Origin of the sequence: Nocardia sp. NPDC059228, from assembly GCF_042754245.1 — a bacterium.
Lineage (GTDB): Bacteria > Actinomycetota > Actinomycetes > Mycobacteriales > Mycobacteriaceae > Nocardia.
The window spans coordinates 22,877-42,949 of record NZ_JBHZAL010000048.1; the positions used below are offsets into that span (position 1 = coordinate 22,877).

Below are 20,073 nucleotides of genomic sequence, written 5' to 3' on the forward strand. Positions count from 1 at the left end.
CGGCCTCGGGACAACGGCACTGCACAGGCGGGAAGGATCGAACTTCCGACACACGGTTTTGGAGACGGCTGCTCTACCACTGAGCTACGCCCATTCGGGCTGTTCGACCGGGCGCGTGCCGATCAGGTTGCCAACCTGGCATCGCATATGCCGTCAGATGCCATGACGGTTGCGGAAAGCTGAGGAGTCGAACCCGGGACACAATGCCCGCCTCCGGTTTTCAACGTGGCAGATCCCGTGATGTCATGGGATCGCTCGGTTGTATTCGACTTCGTCCATCAGTTCCCTGGACATGTGCAGTTCCGGGATGCGGCCGTGCTGAGCGGCTTCTATGACACCCCGCAATACCGCGAGAGCTTCACGGAAAAGCCCTGTCACTCTGGTCAATTCGCGTATCGAAGCTTCCTGGGCGGCCTCGACGGCGTCGAGGCGGCCGGTGACGTCGCGCAACTCCTGCGATACCCGCGAGAGTGTTTTGATCGCGATGTCGTTCACGTCCTTGGCCGCCGCGACCTCGTGCCGCAGGCTGGTCATGGGCTGCATGCGGCGGGTGCGCAGCCAGGTGAAGAAGGTCGACGTACCGGTTCCACCGAGGAAGGTGGCCACGGCGAGTAGCAGTGTCTCGAACAAGCGATCACCCGGCCTGCGGTGCGGCGATCTCGTCGATGGCGGACACGAGGGCCGGTTCGTTCTTGACGATCCAGACATTGGTGCTGCGCAGCGCCTCCATCACCACCAGCAAAGTGGCGCCCACACCGGCGTATTCGGCCGGCGCGAACTGGAACAGGGCCGCGGAGACCGCCAGCACATTGATGATTCCGCCGATGACGGAGACCACTGCCTTCGCATTGCGCGACACGAACGCGCCCGGAGCGCTCATGATGTGGCCTTCGGAGCCGAAAGCAGGTCCTGCTGCAGCTTCGCCACCGCGTCGACCAGAGTCATGTTCTGCCCCTGGGCATTGCGACCGAGTTGCGGCCAGCCTTGACCGTCCGGGCCGCGGAGCTGACCCCAGATTTCCTGGACCTTCTCGTACAGGTCAGCCTGCTGGGCATCTGTGAGCGCCATGAGGACTCCTTGAGTAGTAGATGGTGCCAACCCGAGCAAAGCGCGGAGTTGGTCGAGGGTGCCGAGGAAGGCGTTGGCGTCGACTCGATGCCCGGCGACCACGGCCGCGTCGGTGAACTGGAGGATGTCGACGTTCTTGCCGCCGAAGCCGGTCCAGAAGGGGGAGTCGTCGCCCGGATACAGCGCCGCGGCGGGAGCCGAACCGTAGACGTAGCTCGACTGGATCAACCCGGGCACGGTCGACACGTCCGGACAGCCGATCCGCTGCCAGTACCAACGGGGCAGGTAGGAAAGGTTGATCTGGCGCCCCCGGGCGTTCACCGCGTTCACGAACGCCCAAAAGGTCGACAGATCACCGGAATCCGCTTCGAAGTCGACCATGGTCGCCGCGTCGCCGAGATGGGCGATATACAGGTCGGCCTGGCCTTCGACGTCGGCGTCGCCCCTGAGGTAGTGATAGCCCGCCACCAGTAATCCGTTGGCGTGGGCTGCATCTCGATACGCCGGCCACGTGTGGTCGGCGAAGCGGTCTCCTTCAGAGACCTTGGCAAAGACGAATCGAAACCCTTCGCGGGCGACCTGCGCCAGGTCGATGTCCGGACCGTTGTTATTGGAGATGTCGATCCCGAAGATGGTCATGGAGCTCTCCTCATGTTGTGTGCCGCCGGAATTCGAGTCACCGACCTGGCGAGCGGCCGGTTACAGCCCGAACAGCGGCAGGACCAGCGGAATCAGGTCGCCGATCAGCTTGATGAGATCTTCGGCAATGGTGATCACTCCGTTCACCCCCTCTCCGGATAGCGGTTGAGGATCGCGGCCAGACGATCGCAGAAGCCGCCGGTGATGTAGGCGGTGGTGTGCTGACCACCGTTCAGATAGCCCTCCATCAGCGCCGCGGCCTGCGACCACCGGTCCCAGATTCGGAGCGGATGCGACCAGGAGCCGAACTGCATTGCCTGCCAGCGATTTCGACGGATGCGGTCGGCCAGGTCGCGGGTCCAGCCGCCCATGTCGGCGAAACTGAAGGCGGATACCGTGTCGGCGAGGGTGCGAAGCGGCGAATCCGGGGGGCATGAGGTGATTCCATCCGCCGGGTTCGCGACCTCCCAGGTCGGAAACTCGTCGGGCCAAGGCCCGCGCTGACCATTGATGCCGAAGCCGACAGCGTTCGGATCGATCGAATCTCCCTGCATACGCAGCGGATTGGCCAAATTCGCGGCCCAGGCCAGTTCGCAGTCGGGGTACTCGCCGCGAGCCTTTGCCTCGAGGAAGCGGGTAACCACCTCCGCGCCGAGGCTGTAGCCGAGGAGTCCGACCTTGTTCGGGGTGGCGTGGATTGCCCGCACCAGGGCGGTGATGCCCTGGTCGATGGATTGCTGTTCACTGCAGCCGCCGACACCGAGTTGCGGATTGGCGGGGCCGATGGCGGCGGGGTAGTCGACGTCGGGGCCGATTTCGTAGATCGCCGGGTCAAGCTGCCGGGTCACCGCGGTGAGCATGTTCACCGGGGATCCGAGGGGTTCTCCGGTACCGCGGCAGGTCAGGACGGTGATCACGCGGAATCGCCTTTCGGTCCGGTGGATAGCGGACGGCCCCACCCGCGAATGAAGGCTGCGGGTGGGGCCGTCGAGGTCTGGGTCCCGCCCTCGGGTTCGAGGGATTCGAGGGCGGGACCGTGGCACCCCTGTGCTGCTGCGGCGTCTGCGACCGCGAACCACCTGCGGGAGACGGGCGCACGAGGGGTGAGCATGCGGCGGGCTCTGATCCCGCGTTCATACCTGCGAAAGGGTTTCGGGGGCCGGCCACATGGGTCTTGGGAAAGAGCCGGTGGCCTTATCATCGATATCTGTTGCAGTACAACAACTCTCGAACCAAGCCGGATCGTCAGGAATGGAAACCGTTGGTGGAGTGATGATTCCCGTGAGTTCGGGAGGAAGGCACAACTGTGGCGCTGCAGATAGCTTCACTTAAGCGGCGAGGAATGTCAACACCCAAGATCAAATCTCTTGAAAAGCGCTGGTAGAAGCCACTTCAGAGATCAGCTGCGGCGACCGGAGTCCGGCACCAGGCGCCCTGCGGCGGCCAACGAATCGAACGCCGCCGACTTCCGGGGGCACCTGCCGGCCGGGCATTCACGGTGGAGACGCATGATCTCGTGGGCACTCTCTACGGACAGCGGGGTACTGGGTGCCGTATGCCCGGCCATCTCGATCAACTCGAGCAATGAATAGTTCATGACAGACCTCCTGGTCAGGGATGCGGGAACGACAAAAGGCCACCGAACCGGGCGGGGAGCTGCGGTCGGCGGCCTTGGAACCGTGACTTTGTCTTCGCGACAAGGGATCACGCAAATGCATGGACTTGCGGTGACACCACCCCGATAGAGGTGCCATGGGCCTTCAGGAGGCGAGTTCGTCCACGACGTGAAGTCGCGATGGATGCGCGTCGGCGCGGGATGAGGCTGATTTCCGACGACGCATCGGGTACGCCAGGTGCGCGTCCAGCACCTCACCGAGGATGAACTGCTCCGGCCAATCCGACGCCCAGGGTCCCGGCACCGGGGTAACCCGGCCGGCATCACGCAGCGTCTGAATACGACGGACTGTCACCGAGCGGAACGGCTCACCCAATTCCTTTGCAAGCGTGACGATTCCCGACGCATTGAGGCGAGCCCGCCGAGCATTCTCGAGCGCCGCGGCGTCGACCGCAATCTGTTCCGATTGTGGGCATACCACTCGTTCGGCAGCCTCGACGGCCGCGCGGATGTCGGCCGGCGCCGCATCGACGCCTTCGGTCATGGCGAGCGCGATGAGGTTGGCACGGAGCCAGCGAGCCAATCCGGCCGTCGACGTCCGGCCGTCGTACTCGATGGCGCGTTGTTCACAAACGAGCCGGACCCATGCGACCAAGGTCGCGTGCAAGTGGTCGCGCACCTTTGCCGCACCCACACTGAAGGGCAGCGGCTGATCGCTGGATCGAGAACTCACGCGAGTGCGGGCCGGCCCCAGACGCGCTTGCCCGTTTACTGCGTCCTGCAGATCCTCCGACAGGCCCGGCACCCCATCCAGCAATGTGGCGAGATCACGGAGTGCACCCTCGTCCAGATACAGATGGGTCGAGGCATCCTGACACATCAGGCCACCTCGCCTTCGACGGCAGCGATCCCAGGGATGAAACCAGCTGGATCCCGGTCGAGCGCACAGGCGATCAGCACCAACTCGCTGACCGTGAACCGTCCGTTCGCGGCGAGCTTGGCCGCAAGCGAGGCCTCAGCGAGGCCGGTTTGCGCAACCAACTGCCCGATGTCCATGCGTAGACAACCCAGCGCCCATGCGACCCTGTCGGCGATATGTCGATTCAGCAAGTCCATACGGACCACCGTATGGTCCGAACGGACTTCCATCAAGTCCAAACGGACCTGTTATCTGATCGTTACCTCAACCTATGTTTGAGCTGAGAAGCTGCTGGGACTGTTTGCAATAACTCCATTTGGACTTCATGATGGTCCATATGGAACTGCGGGACCTCCACGACGGCATCAACCGCGCAGTGGGTGAAGAACTCCGCGCTGCCCGCGCGCGACGCGACTACACACGGGCTCAGCTCGCGGCGGCGTCAGGCGTCGCGGTCAGTACCATCCAGCGCTTCGAGAACGGGGAGCGCTCCCCCGATATGCATCAGCTGTTCGCACTATGCAATGCACTCGATATCTCGCCGCTCGAGGTCATGGACCGTGCCGTTCAGTTCGTCAAGCGAAGCCGGTAGCAGCTCCCCCAACTCCCAGCCAATGACCTCCGACGCCAGGAACAGGTCGGCGACCGTCGCCTTGCCGCACATGATTCGCTGCGCTAACTCGACACCCAACTGACCTGCTACCAGGGTCAGGCTTTCCGCATCGAAAACCTGAGTGAACCACGCGGCCAACGCTTCTGCGGACACGGCGCAAATACCCCTTCATACCAGCCCGCGAACAGCGGACCACCAATCCGTCGACCCGACCGGGTCATGAAAGACCGCCGACGAGTCGATGGTGGCAACATGGCACTACGCCGCGCCTGGTCGACCCCCACGACAGCAACTACCCACCGCCCGGCCCCCAAATGCCGCGCGGTACACAGACCTAACGCATACATCCACCTGTCCGTGATGCCCTGGGGCACAACACCTTCGAATCAAGGTCAACGAGCGGAGTATACACATTCCGCCAGACAATCCCCGGTTCATCTCTGACACAATGGATCTGAGCGATTAAGAGCCTGTACAGAACTATCGACAGGTTGGACGGGACTCCATTGACCTGCGCCGATGCACAGTGAAATCACCTGCCATTAACCACATTTCGCGGCGAAGGAACATACATACGAAGTCGCAACAGGCGGATTGACAATGACTATTCGTGCCAATTATTCCGAAGTTCGGTTCGCCGGCGCTGGGCCCGGCGGCTGCGCCGGGGCATGGACAGGGGAGGTCGGCGGGTTGGGGGTGGAGGTGGTCCGGGGAGCCGGAGTCGCGGTCCGGATCACCAGGTTGACCGGGCCCGAGCTCGCTGGGGCCGGGACGGTGCGGGGGTTGGAGGGCGTGGAGTTGGGGTCGGCGCTGCCGGGGGACGGCAGGGGGATGGTGATCCGTGAGCGGTCGTCGGGGGTGGGGCGCAGCGGGATCGCCGGGGGGACATTGCCCGGGGTGACGGGAATTCGGGTACCGGGGACGGTGTTGGTGGGGTCGGGGTAGGTCGGGACCGTTGTGTCCGGGGTCGCGGCGCCCGGGGTGACGGGGTCCGTGGTGATGGGGGCCGTGGTGGTGGGGGCGAACGGGTCGGATTCCGTTGGGGTGGGCTGGGTTTGTGGGGACTGGGGGTCGGGGAAGGGGAGGTTGGGGTCGGCCGGGGTTGCGGCGGCGGGGAAGTCGGTGAGGGCGGGGCCGACCTCCATGGCGGAGGCGGGGGTGGGGAGGCCGCCGTCGGGGGCGGCGGAGTATTCGGCGCGCAGGATGTGGTTGTCGCGCACCAGGACTCGGCCGGAGGTGACCTCGACGGCGCTGGTGGTGCGGGAGTCCTCCTTGTCGGTGCCGAGGTACATCTGGCAATCGGTGGTGTCGCAGGTCTGGGCGTAGGAGTAGCGGTCTTCGGCGAGGGCGTAGGAGCGGGCGGCGATGGCCTGGGCGCGCAGGGCCTCGGCGCCGCCCTGGTCGGCCCAGCCGGGGACCATTTCGGCGGGGACGACGCCCTTGAGGTAGTCGTCGAGGTCGACCTCGTTGACGGTACGGGGGGAGCCGTTGTCGAGGGCGACGCCGAGGACGCCGCGGTAGGCGTTGCCGCCGCAGATCTCGAGTTGCTCGTTGGCGGGGCGGTCGGTGCCGTCGGTGACGGGGTAGGCCCACGGGTCGTCGGTGCCGCCCTCCCAGAGGGTGTTGCCGTCGCAACCCTGGGTGATGGTGACGTCGGCGCCGGTGGCGGTGGGCGTCAGATGCGCGGCCTGGCCGGGGATGACACGGCGGCCGGCGACGTAGAAGACGGAGTCGGAGGCGAGGTCGAGGGTCTTGCCGTCCTGCTCCATGAGGCGGACGCGGACCGTGGTCCGACCGACGTCGGCGAGATCGGCCCCGGAGTAATAGGTGGCCAGGATGCGGTCGGCGTTCCAACCCGCCACGGCCTTGTCGAAGGCGCCGTTCTGGCTCAGGCCGCGCCCGTGACCGGCGCCGGCGGTGAAGAGGAAGGCATTGTCGGGCCAGGCCCAGACCAGTACTGCGATGCCGCCGGTGGTGGCCGCGACGGCGAGGGAGAGGGTGAGCAGACCGCGCCGTCTACGGCGCTTGGCTAGGTACCCGTTCGGCATGTCATACCCGTTCTGTCGAGAGCCGAAGCTACATTCGAGTTACCCCGAAACTAAGCCTCAACCATACGTTCAGGGAATGTGACAGTAGGGACTAGTGTGATCGTTGATGCGCCAAGTAGCAAGCTTGTGCTCCGGGCGCGGTTAGACGGATTTACCTGAATGGGAGATGCTTGTGCCGTATCACAAACCGAAACCCGCGTATGCGCTCCCGGTCATCACCGTCCTCGCGCTGTCCGCTCCCGTCGGCATTCTGGCGCTGAGCGATTCCCGAGATGTCCGGAACGCCGATGAAAGCAATTGGGCAGCTATACCTGCACAAATGGCAGAAGTCGCCCTGGACTCGGCGCCCGATATCGTCCTGCCGCTGCGCGAGCTCACCGGGCTGGACCTGCCCGACCTGCGGCTGTCCGATCTGCGAATGCTGCCGCTGCCCAGATCGATTCCGATCCCGCCGGATCTCATTCCGGGGGTCCAACTACCCAGCGAGATTCCGCTACCGCGGCTGAACGGCTCGCCGCAGCAGCCCGTCGGGCCCGCATCCGACACCGGGCCGCACGTCACCCGCCCCACCCTCCCGGGCTCGCTCCCCAACGCCACCATCGTCACCCCCGGTTCCGCCCGGCCGACCGGTCCGGCCGCGAGCGTGCCCGGCTTCATCGCCGAACCCGGGCCCGAGGTCTCCGGGCCGCCGGGCGCCGAAACCCCTTCCGCGCCAGTGGCTCCCGCGGCCACACCGGCTCCCGGTGGTCGAACACCGATCGCCCCGGCCGATTCCGGGGTGCCGGCGCCGATCCCGACCGCCGACAATCCGGCCGCCCCCGGCCCGCATCCCGTGCCCGGTCTCACCGGTGACCTGCGGACCCCCGCGCTGAACGCGGGCGCGGTGCCCGCCGATCTGGTCGACAAGGTCGGCGCACAGGTCAAGGAGCTGACCCGGGACACCCCGTTCAGCATGGTCGCGCTCACCGCGCCGAACCTGGCCGGCACCACCACCAAGCTCCGCGCCCAGCGTCCCGATGGCACCTGGGGACCCTGGTACGACGCCGAAACCGAGAACGGCAGGGACCATCCCGCGCCGGGCAAGCGCACCGGCACCGAGCCGATCTACGTCGGCAATACCAAGACCGTGCAGATGCTGGTGACCCGCACGCCGGCCGCCGCGCCCGCCGAACCCAAATCGCTGGACGACGGTTCGGCCGATCCGGCGCAGATCAATCTGGAGAAACTGGCCGCGGTGCTGATCGATCCGGGCCGCGGCAACATCGACGAGAATCTGCAGACGGTGGCGGCGCCGCTGCCCGGCGGCGGGCCCAAGGTGATCACCCGCGCGCAGTGGGGCGCGGACGAATCGCTGCGCTGCGAGGAACCCACCTACGACGACGGCGTCAACGCGATCACCGTGCACCACACCGCGGGTCGCAACGACTACACCAAGGCCGAGTCCGCGGGCATCGTGCGCGCCATCTACTCGTATCACGCGAAGACGCTGGGCTGGTGCGACATCGGCTACAACGCCCTGGTCGACAAGTACGGGCAGATCTTCGAGGGCCGCTACGGCGGCCTGGACAAGCCGGTCGAGGGCGCGCACGCGGGCGGCTTCAATATCAATACCGCGGGCGTCGCGCTGATGGGCGACTACGAGGACGAGACCCCGACGGACGTGTCCATCCAGGCGATCGGCAAGTACATCGGCTGGCGGGCCAAGGTTGCGGGCATCGAGCCCGAGGGTCAGACCACCATGTACTCCGAGGGCAGCGACTACACGAAATACGCTCTGGGACAGGCGGTCAAGCTGCCGAACATCTTCGCGCACCGCGATGTCGGCAACACCACCTGCCCGGGTGACGCCGCCTACGCGCTGATGGACAAGATCCGGCAGATCGCCGAGGACGTGGCGGCCGGCACGAACGCGCCCGAGGATCCCGGTCCGACGCGGGTCCGTCCCGGCCAGAACGCGGGCAATCCGCAGCCCGCCCCAGCCCCCGATGCCGACGGCCAGGCGGATCTGGCCGCCCTGGCCGATCTCACCCAGAAGATCCTGGACATGCTCGACCGCAGCCCGGTGGCCCGCTACTGGAACGATCAGGGTGGCGCGAACGGCCCACTGGGACAACCGAAAGCGGAACCGATCGCCTTGGCGGACGGCGGCCAGTACGGCCAATTCACCAATGGCTACGTGTATGCCTCGCCGACCGGTCAGATCTTCTCGGTGGTCGGCAAGATTCTGGAGCGCTTCCTGCAATTGGGTGCGGGCACAGGCCTTCTCGGCCTGCCCACCAGTAATGAATATCCGGTCCAGGACGGCGTCCGCACCGACTTCCAGAACGGCGCCCTGATCTTCAACAAAATCACCGGAATCGTCACCACCGTCCTGAAGAACTACGGCGCCGTCCAGGACCCCATCCCCGGCAAGCACATCCCCGCCCCCGGCACCCCGGCCCAGGCCGCCCCCATCCCCGCGGCCGCGCCCCGCTAGACGGTCAGGACCACCAGCGTTCGAGGGTGCGAGCGACGCCGTCCTCGATATTGGAGGGGGCCACCTCGTCGGCGGCGGCGATGGCCTCGGGGTGGGCATTGGCCATGGCGACGCCGTGACCGGCCATGAGCAGCATGGGGACGTCGTTGGGCATGTCACCGAAGGCGATGAGGGAGCTGTGCTGGACGCCCAGGCGCTGTGCGATGGTCGCGAGGCCGGTGGCCTTCGTCACGCCGGGGGCGGACAGTTCGATCAGGCCGTTGTCCGTCGAGTAGGTGAGGTCGGCGCGGCCGGCCAGGTGCGGGTCCAGCACGGCGCGCATGTCCGCGCTGGCGGCGCCGGGTAGGCGGATCAGCATCTTGATCGCGGGCGCGGAGATGACCTCGGCGCGGGAGACCTGGGTGTCGTCCGGATTCAGCCAGGCGTGCTCGTACTCGGGCGAACTGACGAACTGCGGTGTGGCCGCGTCGTGCGCGCTGGAACCGACCCGTTCCGCGGCCAGGCCGCAGCCCGGCAGCAGGCGCTCGGCCAGATCGGCCGCCCAGGTGAGGGTTTCGATATCCAGGGTGCGGGTGTCCAACACCCGATCCGCAGCGCTGTCGTAGATGACCGCACCGTTGCCGCACACGCACAGCGGCGAGAAGCCGAGCCCATCGACGACCGGATCGATCCAGCGCGGCGGCCTTCCGGTGGCGAGCACGAACGGCACCCCGTCCGCGAGGAGGGCGTTGATCGCTGCCTTGGTGCGGGCGCTCACCTGCTCACGGTGGTCGATGAGCGTGCCGTCCACATCGGAGGCGACCATCTTGGGTTTGGGCAGGTGAAAGAGCGTCACCTACTCCATCCTGCCTCGAGCCACGACCGGTGCGCCCGTGGATTCCGGACCTCGCCGTACAAAAGAGACCTTTCGGACACCGCTCCGCACCACACCACCCCACGACCCCCACACCCACCAGGACGCGCGCAATAACACACGGATTGCCGTGCCATCCGCGGTCCGTACCCCGCGTTTACGGTTCTCACTCCCTATGATCTGGGGCAGAACTCGACCCCGAAAGGGAATGATGGCCGGTTTTCTGCTGCGACGTGCGCTGAACTATGTCGTGCTGCTGGTGCTGGCGTCGTTCCTGACCTTCAGTCTCGCGTCCCTCACCTTTCGCCCACTCGACAGTCTCGAGCATCGCAACCCGCGCCCGCCGCAGTCGGTGATCGATGCCAAACGCGATGAGCTGAAACTGGACGTGCCGATCCCGCAGCGCTACACGGAGTGGGTCGGCGGCATCGTGGCACACGGCGATTTCGGCAAGACCATGGCCGGACAGCCTGTGAGCGAGGAGCTGCCGCGCCGCATCGGGGTGAGCCTGCGGCTGCTGATCATCGGATCCGTGCTCGGCACCCTGCTGGGTGTGCTGATCGGCGCGGCGGGCGCGATCCGGCAATACAAACTCAGCGACTACGTCACCACCGTGTTTTCCCTGCTGCTGCTGAGCACTCCGGTATTCCTGCTGGCGACCCTCTTGAAATACGGTGCGCTGGAGACCAACACGCTGACCGGGACGCAGGTCTTCTACTACACCGGTGAGACCTCCGCGAACGTCGTGCACGGCGCGTGGAACCAGTTCGTGGATCGCCTCCAGCACATGGTGATTCCAACGCTGGGCCTGATCCTCGGCGCGGCCGCCAGCTACAGTCGTTATCAGCGCAACGCCATGCTGGACGTGCTCCAGAGCGATTTCATCCGAACCGCCCGCGCCAAGGGGCTCACCCGCACCCGTGCCCTGTTCAAGCACGGCTTGCGAACCGCGCTCATCCCCATGGCAACGCTGTTCGCCTACGGATTCGGCGGACTCGTCACCGGTGCCGTCTTCACCGAGAAGATCTTCGGCTGGCACGGCGTCGGTGAATGGCTGGTGGATTCGATCACCGCGCAAGACCTGTACCCGGTGGTGACCATCACCGCGTTCGCTGCCCTGGTGATCCTGCTGTCGGGCCTGCTCTCCGACATCGTCTACGCGATTCTCGACCCCAGGGTGCGTGCCTGATGACCGAAACCGAAATCATCGTCGCGGGCACGCCCGAACCCATGGCGGCGGGCCGCCGCAAACTGGTGGTTCGGCGCTTCCTCCGTAACAAGGTGTCAGTGACGGCCCTGGCGATCCTGCTGCTGATGCTGATCCTCTGCTATGCACTGCCGCCATTGCTGAAATACGACTACCAGCAGCTCGATTACACGGCCTTGCTGAAGCCACCGAGTTCACGACATCCGTTCGGCACCAATCAGATCGGTCAGGACATCCTCGCGCAGACGTTGCGCGGACTACAGAAGTCGCTGATCATCGGCTTCTCGGTCGCACTGATCTCCGGCACCATCGCGGCCGTAATGGGATCGGTGGCCGGGCTGCTCGGTGGATGGACCGACACCGCCATCATGTGGGTGGTCGACCTGATGCTGGTGATGCCGAGCTTCATCATGGTGGCCCTGTTCGCGCCGCGTATGAAGGGCAGCGGATCCGTCCTGCTGCTGATTCTGCTGTTGTCCCTGTTCAGCTGGATGATCAGCGCACGTCTGATACGCGGGCTCACACTGAGCCTGCGGGATCGCGAATTCGTCCGGGCCGCACGGTATATGGGCGCGCCGGCCCGGACGATCATCACCACGCACATCCTCCCCAATATCGCCTCCATCCTGATCATCGACACCACCCTCGCCGTGGGTGCCGCGATCCTCGGCGAATCCGGGCTCAGCTACCTGAATTTCGGTGTGCAGCCGCCCGACGTCTCCCTGGGCACTCTGATCGCTGCGGGAACCAAGTCGGCATTGACCTATCCGTGGCTGTTCATGTTCCCGGGCGCGTTCCTGATCACGATCGTGTTGTGCGCCAATCTGGTCGGTGACGGTCTGCGCGACGCTTTCGACCCGACCGCGAAGCGGGCGCGCTCACGTCGCAAGGATCGCGGGAGCAAGGCCGAGAACGCCGGAAAGGCCAAGGCATGACGGACAAGACGGTTCGCACCACTACCGCCCCGCTGCTCGAGGTCTCCGATCTGCGCGTGAGCTTTCCCGGTGAGGAAGGCCGCATCGACGCCGTGCGCGGTGTCAGCTACACCGTGCAGGACGGCGAGGTGCTGGCCATCGTCGGTGAATCCGGCTCCGGAAAATCGGTATCGTCACTGGCGATCATGGGCCTGCTACCCGATCAGGCGCGGGTGCAGGGGTCTATCCGTCTGCGCGGGCAGGAATTGCTCGGCATGGATGACCGGCAGTTGTCCACGCTGCGCGGCAGCAAGATCTCCATGGTTTTCCAGGACCCGCTCTCGGCGTTGACGCCGGTGTACCAGGTCGGTGACCAGATCGCCGAAGCGCTGCTGGCACACGGGAAGATGAGCAAGCGCGAGGCCGCCCAGAAGGCGGTGGAACTGCTCGACCTGGTCGGCATCCCCGATGCGGCCGTGCGCGCCAAGGCTTTTCCGCACGAGTTCTCCGGCGGTATGCGGCAGCGTGTGGTGATCGCCATCGCCATCGCCAATGATCCCGAGCTCATCATCTGCGACGAGCCCACCACCGCACTGGATGTCACGGTGCAGAAGCAGATCCTGAATCTGCTGCGCAAGGCGCGCGACATCACCGGCGCCGGCGTCGTCTTCATCACGCACGACATGGGTATCGCGGCCACGCTCGCCGACCGGGTCGCGGTCATGTACGCGGGACGGATCGTCGAAACCGCGCGTACCACAGAACTTTTCAACACACCTAGGATGCCGTACACGGTCGGCCTGCTGGGTTCCATCCCGCGGCTGGACGGGCCGGCGCGGGTGCCGCTGGTGCCCATCGCCGGTGCGCCACCGGCCATGCACGAGCTGCCGCCGGGGTGCCCGTTCGCGCCGCGGTGCCCGGTCGCGGTCGAGGACTGCCTGGCGGCCGAACCACCCCTGCAGGACACCGAACCCGGCCATCGCGCTGCCTGCATCCGGGTGGCCGAGGTCGGATCCGCGGAGCTGTTCACGGCCTATCGCCGCGAGGTGCCGCCCGCCGAGATCCCCGTCCCCACCGATGAGCAAGTGGTCCTGCGGGTTTCGGAGTTGAAGAAGACCTTCCCGATCACCTCCGGTGTGGTTTTCAAACGCCGGACCGGTGAGGTGAAGGCGGTCGACGGCGTCAGCTTCGAGATCAAGTCGGGCCGCACGCTCGCGCTGGTCGGCGAATCCGGTTCCGGGAAATCGACGACGCTGACCCAGATCATGGAGCTCGTCGCGCCGGAGAGCGGCCGCATCGAGGTGCTCGGCAGCGATGTCGCCACCCTCACCAAGACCCGCCGCCGCGAAATCCGTCGCAAGCTCCAGATCGTGTTCCAGGATCCGTCGGCCTCGCTGGACCCGCGGCTGCCGATCTTCGACGCGCTCGCCCAGCCGCTGCGCATCGACGGCCGTTCGAACAACGAAATCCAGCGCCGGGTACGGGAATTGCTGAATCTGGTCGGCCTGCGCCCAGAGCACGCCGACCGTTATCCCGCCGACTTCTCCGGCGGGCAGAAGCAGCGCATCAATATCGCGCGGGCGCTCGCCCTGGATCCGGAGATCCTGGTGCTCGACGAGCCGGTGTCCTCGCTGGATGTCTCGATCCAGGCCGGGGTGCTGAACCTGTTGCGCGACCTGCAGGCCGAGCGCGGACTGTCGTATCTGTTCGTGTCACACGACCTGTCGGTGGTGCGCAATCTGGCGCACGACATCGCGGTCATGTATGGCGGCCGGATCGTCGAATACGGTGCGGCCGAGCAGGTTTTCGGCGATCCTCGGCACGAGTACACCCGCGCCCTCATCGACGCTGTCCCGGTCCCGGTCGTTTCGGGATAGGGGCGCAGAGTGTTCCAGCAATACTCCGACGGAAGGAGCAACCGGTGAGGATTCGCTCGATCGGCTCGAGGCTCGCGGTCCCACTGGTCGCCGTGGCACTGGTGGCGACCGGATGCGGTGGCGGTGACAACACCTCCCCGCAGGGCAAGGCCGAACTCGGCACCACCAGTGATATCAACCCGCACGATGTCGCGGACCTGAAGGACGGCGGCAATCTGCGGCTGGCCATCTCGGCGTATCCGGCGAACTGGAACACGCTGAACATCGATGGCAATGACATCGAGATCACCGGCGTGGAGCGGTCGATGATGCCGCGCGCCTTCGTGTCCGACGCGGCCGGCAATCTGTCCGTCGACACCAATTACTTCACCGATATCCAGCTGACGAATACCAATCCGCAGCAGGTCACGTACACGATCAATCCGAAGGCATTCTGGTCCGACGGGTCGCCGATCACCTGGGAGGACATCGCCTCCCAAGCCAATGCGCTCAGCGGCAAGAACAAGGATTTCCTGATCGCCAACAGCCAGGGCTTCGACCGCGTCGGGAAGATCGAGCGCGGGGTTGACGACCGGCAGGCCGTCATCACCTTCGACAAGCACTTCGCGGAGTGGAAGGGCCAGTTCGCGGGCAACTCCTTCCTCTACCCCAAGTCCGTGACCAGCACGCCGGAGGCCTTCAACAAGAGCCTGGTCGACGCCATCACGACGACCGCGGGCCCGTTCGTCGTACAGTCCACCGACCGCGGTCAGGGCCGAATCGTCCTGGGCCACAATCCGAAGTGGTGGGGCGCGACGCCGAAGCTGGACACCATCACGTTCAGCATCCTCAACAGCCAGGCGCTGATTCCGGCCCTGCAGAACAATGAGATCGACGCTGTCGGCATCGGCAGCCGCGACGATCTCAAGACCGCGCAGAGCACCGACGGCGTGGCCATCCGCCGCGCGCCCGGTAATCAGTGGTCGCACTTCACCTTCAACGGCGCGCCCGGATCGATCCTCGCCGACCCCAAGCTGCGCGTGGCCATCAGCAAGGCCGTCGACCGGCAGGGCATCGCGACCGCGATCCAGAGCGGACTGGTGAACGACCCGAAGCCGCTGAACAACCACATCTACATGGCCGGGCAGAAGGGCTACCAGGACAACGCGCCCGCCTTCGACCCCACCGAGGCCGCCGAGGAGCTCGACGATCTCGGCTGGAAGGTGCCCGCCGGCGGCGGCACCCGGGAGAAGGACGGGCGCAAGCTCGAGATCCGCGACGTGATGTACAACGACGACACCTGGGTGCAGATGGCGCAGATCATGCAGCAGAATCTGTCGGCGATCGGTGTGAAGCTCACCATCGACACCAAGCCCGGCCAGGACTACTTCACCAAGGTCATTCAGCCCGGCGATTTCGATATCGCTTTCTGGAGCTGGGTCGGCGACCTGTTCCCGCTCGGCAGCCTCGACCAGATCTGGGGCTACCACCCCGGTGACGTCCAGGGCAACTACGGCCGGATCGGCTCGCCCGAGCTCAACGACCTGATCGAGAAGACTGTCTCCGAACTCGATCCCGACAAGGCGATCGACCTGGCGAACCAGGTCGACAAACAGGTGTTCGCCGAAGGCCATTCGATGCCGCTCATGCAGTCGCCCGGCAATCTCGCCGTTCGCGCCAATCTCGCCAACTACGGCGCGGCCGGTCTGGCCAGCCTCGACTACACCAAAATCGGCTTCCTGAAGTGAATTTCCGGACGGGCCATCCCCTGGCCTATCCGGCGCTCGTGACGATCGGGACCCTGGCGATCACCCTCGCCTGGGTCCCGTTCGCCGATCCGGAGCAAGTGGCCATGCTGGGCACGGTGGCCGTGATCATCCTGGGCTACAGCGGGTTTCGGTTCGCTGTCGCGCTGGGGTGGCTGCCCGCGGGGTTGCCCGGCGGGCCGGAGCGGCGGGAGGTGGCGGTGCGGCGGGTGCGGCAGCAGCATCGGCTGGTCAGCCGGTCCTGGCTGGAGTTCACGATCGAGGGGAAGAATCGCTGGCTGCCGGTGTATTTCGATCCGGTGCTGGTGATGCTCACGCCCGACACGGCCGAATTGTCCGGGCGGGCGGTGCATGTCGGGGGGCGCCGGATGTATCCGGCTGGGCGACTGCGGGATTCGGAGCCGGTGGGGAAACTGATCGATAATCCGGTGCGGCCGGATCCGGAAGCGATGGGGCGGACGGGGATCGGGCGCGAGCTTCTGCTGGATGCGCAGTCCGCGGTGGCCGGGCCGTTCGCGGGACTGCTGTGGGTGTACTCCTCCGGCGGCGGATGGCCTGCCTTCGCGGTCGCGACGCTGGTCGCGGCGGCAGCGGCCACCTGGCTGGCGGCTGTTCGCGGCTCCGACCCGAGCTGAGCCGAAGCCGTCCGGGCTCGGTGCCCCAACCGGAAACGGCCTGCTCCGGGGGCTCCGATTCCCCGTAGCAGGCCGTTGAACGTAGGGCTGTGTTATTCGGCCGGCTTCTGTGCGCGGCGGGCGGCCTTCTCCTCGGCCTCGGCGGCGTCCATGGCGTTGGCCTCCTCGAGGGTGGGGGCGCTGCCGCCCAGGCGCGCGGGCACCCAGTACGCGCCGGGCTCGTGGACGTAGTCCTTTTGCAGGTCCAGGAGCATGTCGGACATGGTGGCGTGGAGCTCGTCGGTGAGGGCCGCGGCGGGCTCGAAGGGCTGGATCGGCTTGCCGACCGCGATGGAGATGGGGGTGTTGGTGCGGCCCAGGCGCTTCGGGAAGCCCTTGGTCCATACGCGCTGGGCGCCCCAGATGACGATGGGAATGATGGGGACGCCGGCCTCGATGGCCATGCGGGCCGCGCCGGACTTGAATTCCTTGAGTTCGAAGCTGCGGCTGATGGTGGCCTCGGGGTAGACGCCGACGAGTTCGCCGGCGCGCAGCCGCTTCACGGCCTCGTGGTAGGACTCCGCTCCCGCCGCACGATCCACCGGAATGTGCTTGAGGGCACGCATGATCGGCCCCGAGACGGAGCTGTCGAAGACTTCCTTCTTGGCCATGAAGCGGATGTACCGCCCGGTGGTGCGCGCGGGCAGACCGGCGTAGGTGAAGTCCATGTACCCGGTGTGGTTGATCGCGATCACCGCGCCACCGGTCGCCGGAATGTTTTCGTCGCCCTTGACGGTGAACTTCAGGCCCTGCAGCGCGAAGATCGTGCGGGCCAGGCCGATGACGGGGTAATAGACGGGTTCCACAGTTCCGCTAGCCTAGTCGCTGCCCGCGCGGCATCCAGTGATCCCGGTAACAGCAATTCAGTTGATGTGACTTCTCGACACTGAAAGAGGTTCGCACGAGTGGAAAACGGCCGGACAGCGTTGCGTGCACAAATCCACCAGTGGTTGCTCGGGACGCTGATAGTCGGCGCGGCCTGCCTTGCCGGCGGCTGCGATTCGAAAGCCGGAATCGAGGGCACGGATTTCGGGGCCGACCTCGATATGTCCAGTGAAATCAGCAGTAGCCCCAGCCCGGTCGCGGCGGTGAGCAGCGGCGTCGGGGCGGCGCCCGGGAAACCGAATGCGGCGCCGGCCGTCGCGCGCTGGGCGGCCGACCTGCAGGGAAGGGGGCTGGACGAACTGGCCGACCGCTGCTGGACCATGGCGCCGCCCAATATTCAGAGCATGTACGCCGAGCCGCAGATCATCATCGATGCGCTCGCCGGACCGGGTGTGTCCAGCGGCCAGGCCGTGACCTGGCAGAACGCCGAGGTCACCGTGACCGCGCAGGACCGCGACATCGCCACCGGCTATGCCTGCCCGCACGTCTACCCGACCGGCGGCGAACTCGGCTTCAACGACGCCGACGCGCGACACACGGTGCGGCGCTTCCTCTCTCGCTCCATGGGCCGGCCGCTGCACCCCACTGACCGGGAGGACGCGTATCCACTGGTCTGCGCCGCGGGCTGGACCTGGGATCCGGACGGCACCGGGAAACCGGCCACCGCGCCGCTGGCGGTGAACCCGTCGAAGCCGGGGGCGGTCAGGACCTTCGTGGACCAGTCCATCAAGTCGGAGTGGCCGCGCGGCGGGTACATCACCGTGTCGGTACCCGTCACCACCGGGGCCGGAGACCAGACAAAGCAGATATACACCTTGAAGTCGGGCTCCGAGGGTTACTGCATCGGCGACGTCTCCGGCTAGCCAGTACTCTGGGTGGCTGGTAACGGTCAGGGAGGAATGAAGCTCGTGCAGATCACCAGCGTCGGACACGCCGGATTCCACATTCGAACCGCTGCCGGAACGATCCTCTGCGATCCGTGGGTCAATCCGGCCTATTTCGGATCGTGGTTCCCGTTCCCCGACAACACCCAGCTGGACTGGGACGAGCTCGGCAACTGCGATTTCCTCTATGTCTCGCACCTGCACCGTGACCACTGGGACGCCGAGCACCTGGCCGACAAGGTCAACAAGGACGCCACCGTCCTGCTGCCCGACTACCCGGTGCCGGACCTCAAGCGGGAGCTCGAGAAGCTCGGCTTCACCAAGTTCGTGGAGACCGAGGACTCGGTCAAGACCACCGTCACCGGTCCGGGCGGCGACCTGGACATCATGATCATCGCGTTGCGCGCGCCCGCCGACGGCCCGATCGGCGACTCCGCCCTGGTCGTCGCCGACGGGGAGACCGTGTGCTTCAACATGAACGACGCCCGGCCCGTCGACATGGACGTGCTGCACGACGCCTTCGGGCACGTGGACATCCACCTGCTGCAGTACTCCGGCGCCATCTGGTACCCGATGGTGTACGACATTCCGGCCAAGACCAAGGCCAACTTCGGCAAGCAGAAGCGCCAGCGCGGCATGGACCGCTGCCGCTCCTACATCGAACAGGTCGGGGCCACCTGGGTCGTCCCGTCGGCCGGCCCGCCGGTCTTCCTCGACGACGAGCTGCGCTACCTCAACGACGACCGCGGCGACGAGGGCAATATCTTCCCCGACCAGATCGTCTTCCTGGATCAGATGAAGATCCACGGCAACGAGGGCGGGCTGCTCATGATCCCCGGCTCGATCGCGGATCTGCGTGGCAAGGAACTGAATTCGCTCACCCACCCGGTCGACCCGGACACCATCTACGGCGACAAGGCCGCCTACATCGAGGCCATGGCCCAGCGCATGGCGCCGGTGCTGGCCGCCGAGAAGGCCACCTGGGCCCCGGCCGAGGGCGAGCCGCTGCTGCCCGCGCTCAAGGCCAAGTTCGAGCCGATCATGGCGCAGAGCGACCTCATCTGCGACGGCATCGGCTACCCGGTCGGCCTGGTCATGGGCGAGGAGACCGTGGTGCTCGACTTCCCCAAGCGGGTGGTGCGCGAGCCCATCGAGGGAGAAGGCAAGTACCGCTACGGATTCCGCATCGACCCGCAGCTGGTGCGCACCGTGCTGCGCGACGACGAGCCGGACTGGGTGAACACCATCTTCCTGTCGACGCGCTTCACCACCTGGCGCATCGGCGGCTACAACGAATTCCTCTACACCTTCTTCAAGTGCCTCACCGACGAGCGCATCGCGTATGCCGACGGCTGGTTCGCCGAGGCGCACGACGATTCCGCCTCCACCGAGCTCGACGGCTGGGAAGTGCAGCGCCGCTGCCCCCACCTCAAGGCCGACCTGTCGAAATTCGGTGTGGTCGAGGGCAATACGCTCACCTGCAACCTGCACGGCTGGCAGTGGGATCTGGAATCGGGCCGCTGCAAGACCTCCAAGGGCCACGAGCTGCGCTCGAAGAAACTGGTCTGACCCGGTGGCGGCCGATGCCCGGGGCATCGGCCGCCCCCCGCCCGGCGCAAAGCCCCGGGCCCCTCACGGCGTGACGCGCACCCCATA

Annotated in this window: 19 protein-coding genes and 1 tRNA gene; 9 read left to right on the plus strand and 11 right to left on the minus strand. The window is 66.1% G+C overall.

Going from position 1 to position 20,073, the window contains the following annotated elements; genetic code table 11:
* Positions 1–22: 22 nt before the first annotated feature.
* The 7 genes from ACFXKA_RS38775 to ACFXKA_RS38805 form a co-directional block, all read right to left on the minus strand.
* Positions 23–94, minus strand: a tRNA-Trp gene (locus ACFXKA_RS38775).
* A gap of 149 nt (positions 95–243) precedes the next feature.
* Positions 244–606: a hypothetical protein gene (locus ACFXKA_RS38780; RefSeq protein ID WP_379431250.1), complete on the minus strand. Its 363-nt coding sequence runs from the start codon at positions 604–606 to the stop codon at positions 244–246.
* Positions 607–634: 28 nt separating this feature from the next.
* Positions 635–880 carry a hypothetical protein gene (locus ACFXKA_RS38785; protein WP_379431251.1) on the minus strand — a complete coding sequence of 82 codons (246 nt, stop codon included), beginning with the start codon at positions 878–880 and terminating at the stop codon, positions 635–637.
* Positions 877–1,707, minus strand: coding sequence for a glycoside hydrolase family 25 protein (locus tag ACFXKA_RS38790; RefSeq protein ID WP_379431252.1), 831 nt, complete (start codon positions 1,705–1,707; stop codon positions 877–879). The genes ACFXKA_RS38785 and ACFXKA_RS38790 overlap by 4 nt, the downstream gene beginning before the upstream one ends.
* 143 nt (positions 1,708–1,850) lie before the next feature.
* Positions 1,851–2,624 carry a PE-PPE domain-containing protein gene (locus ACFXKA_RS38795; protein WP_379431253.1) on the minus strand — a complete coding sequence of 258 codons (774 nt, stop codon included), beginning with the start codon at positions 2,622–2,624 and terminating at the stop codon, positions 1,851–1,853.
* Between the two features lie 843 nt (positions 2,625–3,467).
* Positions 3,468–4,202, minus strand: coding sequence for a hypothetical protein (locus ACFXKA_RS38800; RefSeq protein ID WP_379431254.1), 735 nt, complete (start codon positions 4,200–4,202; stop codon positions 3,468–3,470).
* A complete protein-coding gene (locus ACFXKA_RS38805; RefSeq protein ID WP_379431255.1) occupies positions 4,202–4,438 on the minus strand; it encodes a hypothetical protein in 237 nt (78 codons plus the stop codon). Before ACFXKA_RS38805 ends, ACFXKA_RS38800 begins: the two co-directional genes overlap by 1 nt.
* 140 nt (positions 4,439–4,578) lie before the next feature.
* Here ACFXKA_RS38805 and ACFXKA_RS38810 point away from each other — a divergent pair, with 140 nt between their 5' ends.
* Positions 4,579–4,833, plus strand: coding sequence for a helix-turn-helix domain-containing protein (locus ACFXKA_RS38810; RefSeq protein WP_379431256.1), 255 nt, complete (start codon positions 4,579–4,581; stop codon positions 4,831–4,833).
* Here ACFXKA_RS38810 and ACFXKA_RS38815 read toward each other — a convergent pair.
* Together ACFXKA_RS38815 and ACFXKA_RS38820 are read right to left on the minus strand one after the other, a co-directional pair.
* A complete protein-coding gene (locus ACFXKA_RS38815) occupies positions 4,759–5,007 on the minus strand; it encodes a hypothetical protein (protein WP_379431265.1) in 249 nt (82 codons plus the stop codon). The genes ACFXKA_RS38810 and ACFXKA_RS38815 overlap by 75 nt on opposite strands.
* Positions 5,008–5,471: 464 nt before the next feature.
* Positions 5,472–6,902: a SpoIID/LytB domain-containing protein gene (locus ACFXKA_RS38820; RefSeq protein WP_379431257.1), complete on the minus strand. Its 1,431-nt coding sequence runs from the start codon at positions 6,900–6,902 to the stop codon at positions 5,472–5,474.
* A 319-nt stretch (positions 6,903–7,221) separates the two neighbouring features.
* On the opposite strand from ACFXKA_RS38820, the gene ACFXKA_RS38825 reads away from it, so the two are divergent.
* Entirely contained in the window at positions 7,222–9,378 is a 2,157-nt protein-coding gene (locus ACFXKA_RS38825; protein ID WP_379431258.1) for an N-acetylmuramoyl-L-alanine amidase, read from the plus strand.
* Between the two features lie 4 nt (positions 9,379–9,382).
* Here ACFXKA_RS38825 and ACFXKA_RS38830 read toward each other — a convergent pair whose 3' ends face one another.
* On the minus strand, positions 9,383–10,183 hold the full coding sequence (locus ACFXKA_RS38830) for an HAD family hydrolase (protein WP_354847632.1): 801 nt from the start codon (positions 10,181–10,183) through the stop codon (positions 9,383–9,385).
* A gap of 259 nt (positions 10,184–10,442) precedes the next feature.
* Here ACFXKA_RS38830 and ACFXKA_RS38835 point away from each other — a divergent pair, with 259 nt between their 5' ends.
* Genes ACFXKA_RS38835 through ACFXKA_RS38855 form a run of 5 tightly spaced genes read left to right on the plus strand, consistent with a single transcriptional unit; the run spans position 10,443 to position 16,609 of the window.
* The gene (locus ACFXKA_RS38835) at positions 10,443–11,420 is read left to right on the plus strand and encodes an ABC transporter permease (RefSeq protein WP_354847600.1); all 978 of its coding nucleotides are present in this window, start codon (positions 10,443–10,445) and stop codon (positions 11,418–11,420) included.
* Positions 11,420–12,373: an ABC transporter permease gene (locus ACFXKA_RS38840; protein WP_379431259.1), complete on the plus strand. Its 954-nt coding sequence runs from the start codon at positions 11,420–11,422 to the stop codon at positions 12,371–12,373. The genes ACFXKA_RS38835 and ACFXKA_RS38840 overlap by 1 nt, the downstream gene beginning before the upstream one ends.
* A complete protein-coding gene (locus tag ACFXKA_RS38845; RefSeq protein ID WP_379431260.1) occupies positions 12,370–14,229 on the plus strand; it encodes an ABC transporter ATP-binding protein in 1,860 nt (619 codons plus the stop codon). The genes ACFXKA_RS38840 and ACFXKA_RS38845 overlap by 4 nt, the downstream gene beginning before the upstream one ends.
* Before the next feature lie 44 nt (positions 14,230–14,273).
* Entirely contained in the window at positions 14,274–15,956 is a 1,683-nt protein-coding gene (locus tag ACFXKA_RS38850) for an ABC transporter family substrate-binding protein (protein ID WP_379431261.1), read from the plus strand.
* Positions 15,957–15,994: 38 nt separating this feature from the next.
* Positions 15,995–16,609 (plus strand): hypothetical protein, encoded by a 615-nt coding sequence (locus tag ACFXKA_RS38855; protein ID WP_379431262.1) that lies wholly within the window; start codon positions 15,995–15,997, stop codon positions 16,607–16,609.
* Positions 16,610–16,701: 92 nt separating this feature from the next.
* Here the strand turns inward: ACFXKA_RS38855 and ACFXKA_RS38860 are convergent, their stop codons facing one another.
* Positions 16,702–17,454: a lysophospholipid acyltransferase family protein gene (locus ACFXKA_RS38860; protein WP_354847587.1), complete on the minus strand. Its 753-nt coding sequence runs from the start codon at positions 17,452–17,454 to the stop codon at positions 16,702–16,704.
* A 99-nt stretch (positions 17,455–17,553) separates the two neighbouring features.
* On the opposite strand from ACFXKA_RS38860, the gene ACFXKA_RS38865 reads away from it, so the two are divergent.
* Both ACFXKA_RS38865 and ACFXKA_RS38870 read left to right on the plus strand, forming a co-directional pair.
* On the plus strand, positions 17,554–18,396 hold the full coding sequence (locus tag ACFXKA_RS38865) for a hypothetical protein (RefSeq protein ID WP_379431263.1): 843 nt from the start codon (positions 17,554–17,556) through the stop codon (positions 18,394–18,396).
* Between the two features lie 45 nt (positions 18,397–18,441).
* Positions 18,442–19,986, plus strand: a complete 1,545-nt coding sequence (locus ACFXKA_RS38870; RefSeq protein ID WP_379431264.1) for a Rieske 2Fe-2S domain-containing protein — start codon at positions 18,442–18,444, stop codon at positions 19,984–19,986.
* Positions 19,987–20,073 lie beyond the last annotated feature (87 nt).

Bases quoted from the DNA above. Each gene is read 5' to 3' on its own strand.
- ACFXKA_RS38785 (WP_379431251.1), bottom strand. From the start codon at position 880: ATGAGCGCTCCGGGCGCGTTCGTGTCGCGCAATGCGAAGGCAGTGGTC.
- ACFXKA_RS38790 (WP_379431252.1), bottom strand. From the start codon at position 1,707: ATGACCATCTTCGGGATCGACATCTCCAATAACAACGGTCCGGACATC.
- ACFXKA_RS38800 (WP_379431254.1), bottom strand. From the start codon at position 4,202: ATGTGTCAGGATGCCTCGACCCATCTGTATCTGGACGAGGGTGCACTC.
- ACFXKA_RS38805 (WP_379431255.1), bottom strand. From the start codon at position 4,438: ATGGACTTGCTGAATCGACATATCGCCGACAGGGTCGCATGGGCGCTG.
- ACFXKA_RS38810 (WP_379431256.1), top strand. From the start codon at position 4,579: ATGGAACTGCGGGACCTCCACGACGGCATCAACCGCGCAGTGGGTGAA.
- ACFXKA_RS38820 (WP_379431257.1), bottom strand. From the start codon at position 6,902: ATGCCGAACGGGTACCTAGCCAAGCGCCGTAGACGGCGCGGTCTGCTC.
- ACFXKA_RS38825 (WP_379431258.1), top strand. From the start codon at position 7,222: ATGGCAGAAGTCGCCCTGGACTCGGCGCCCGATATCGTCCTGCCGCTG.
- ACFXKA_RS38830 (WP_354847632.1), bottom strand. From the start codon at position 10,183: ATGGTCGCCTCCGATGTGGACGGCACGCTCATCGACCACCGTGAGCAG.
- ACFXKA_RS38835 (WP_354847600.1), top strand. From the start codon at position 10,443: ATGGCCGGTTTTCTGCTGCGACGTGCGCTGAACTATGTCGTGCTGCTG.
- ACFXKA_RS38840 (WP_379431259.1), top strand. From the start codon at position 11,420: ATGACCGAAACCGAAATCATCGTCGCGGGCACGCCCGAACCCATGGCG.
- ACFXKA_RS38845 (WP_379431260.1), top strand. From the start codon at position 12,370: ATGACGGACAAGACGGTTCGCACCACTACCGCCCCGCTGCTCGAGGTC.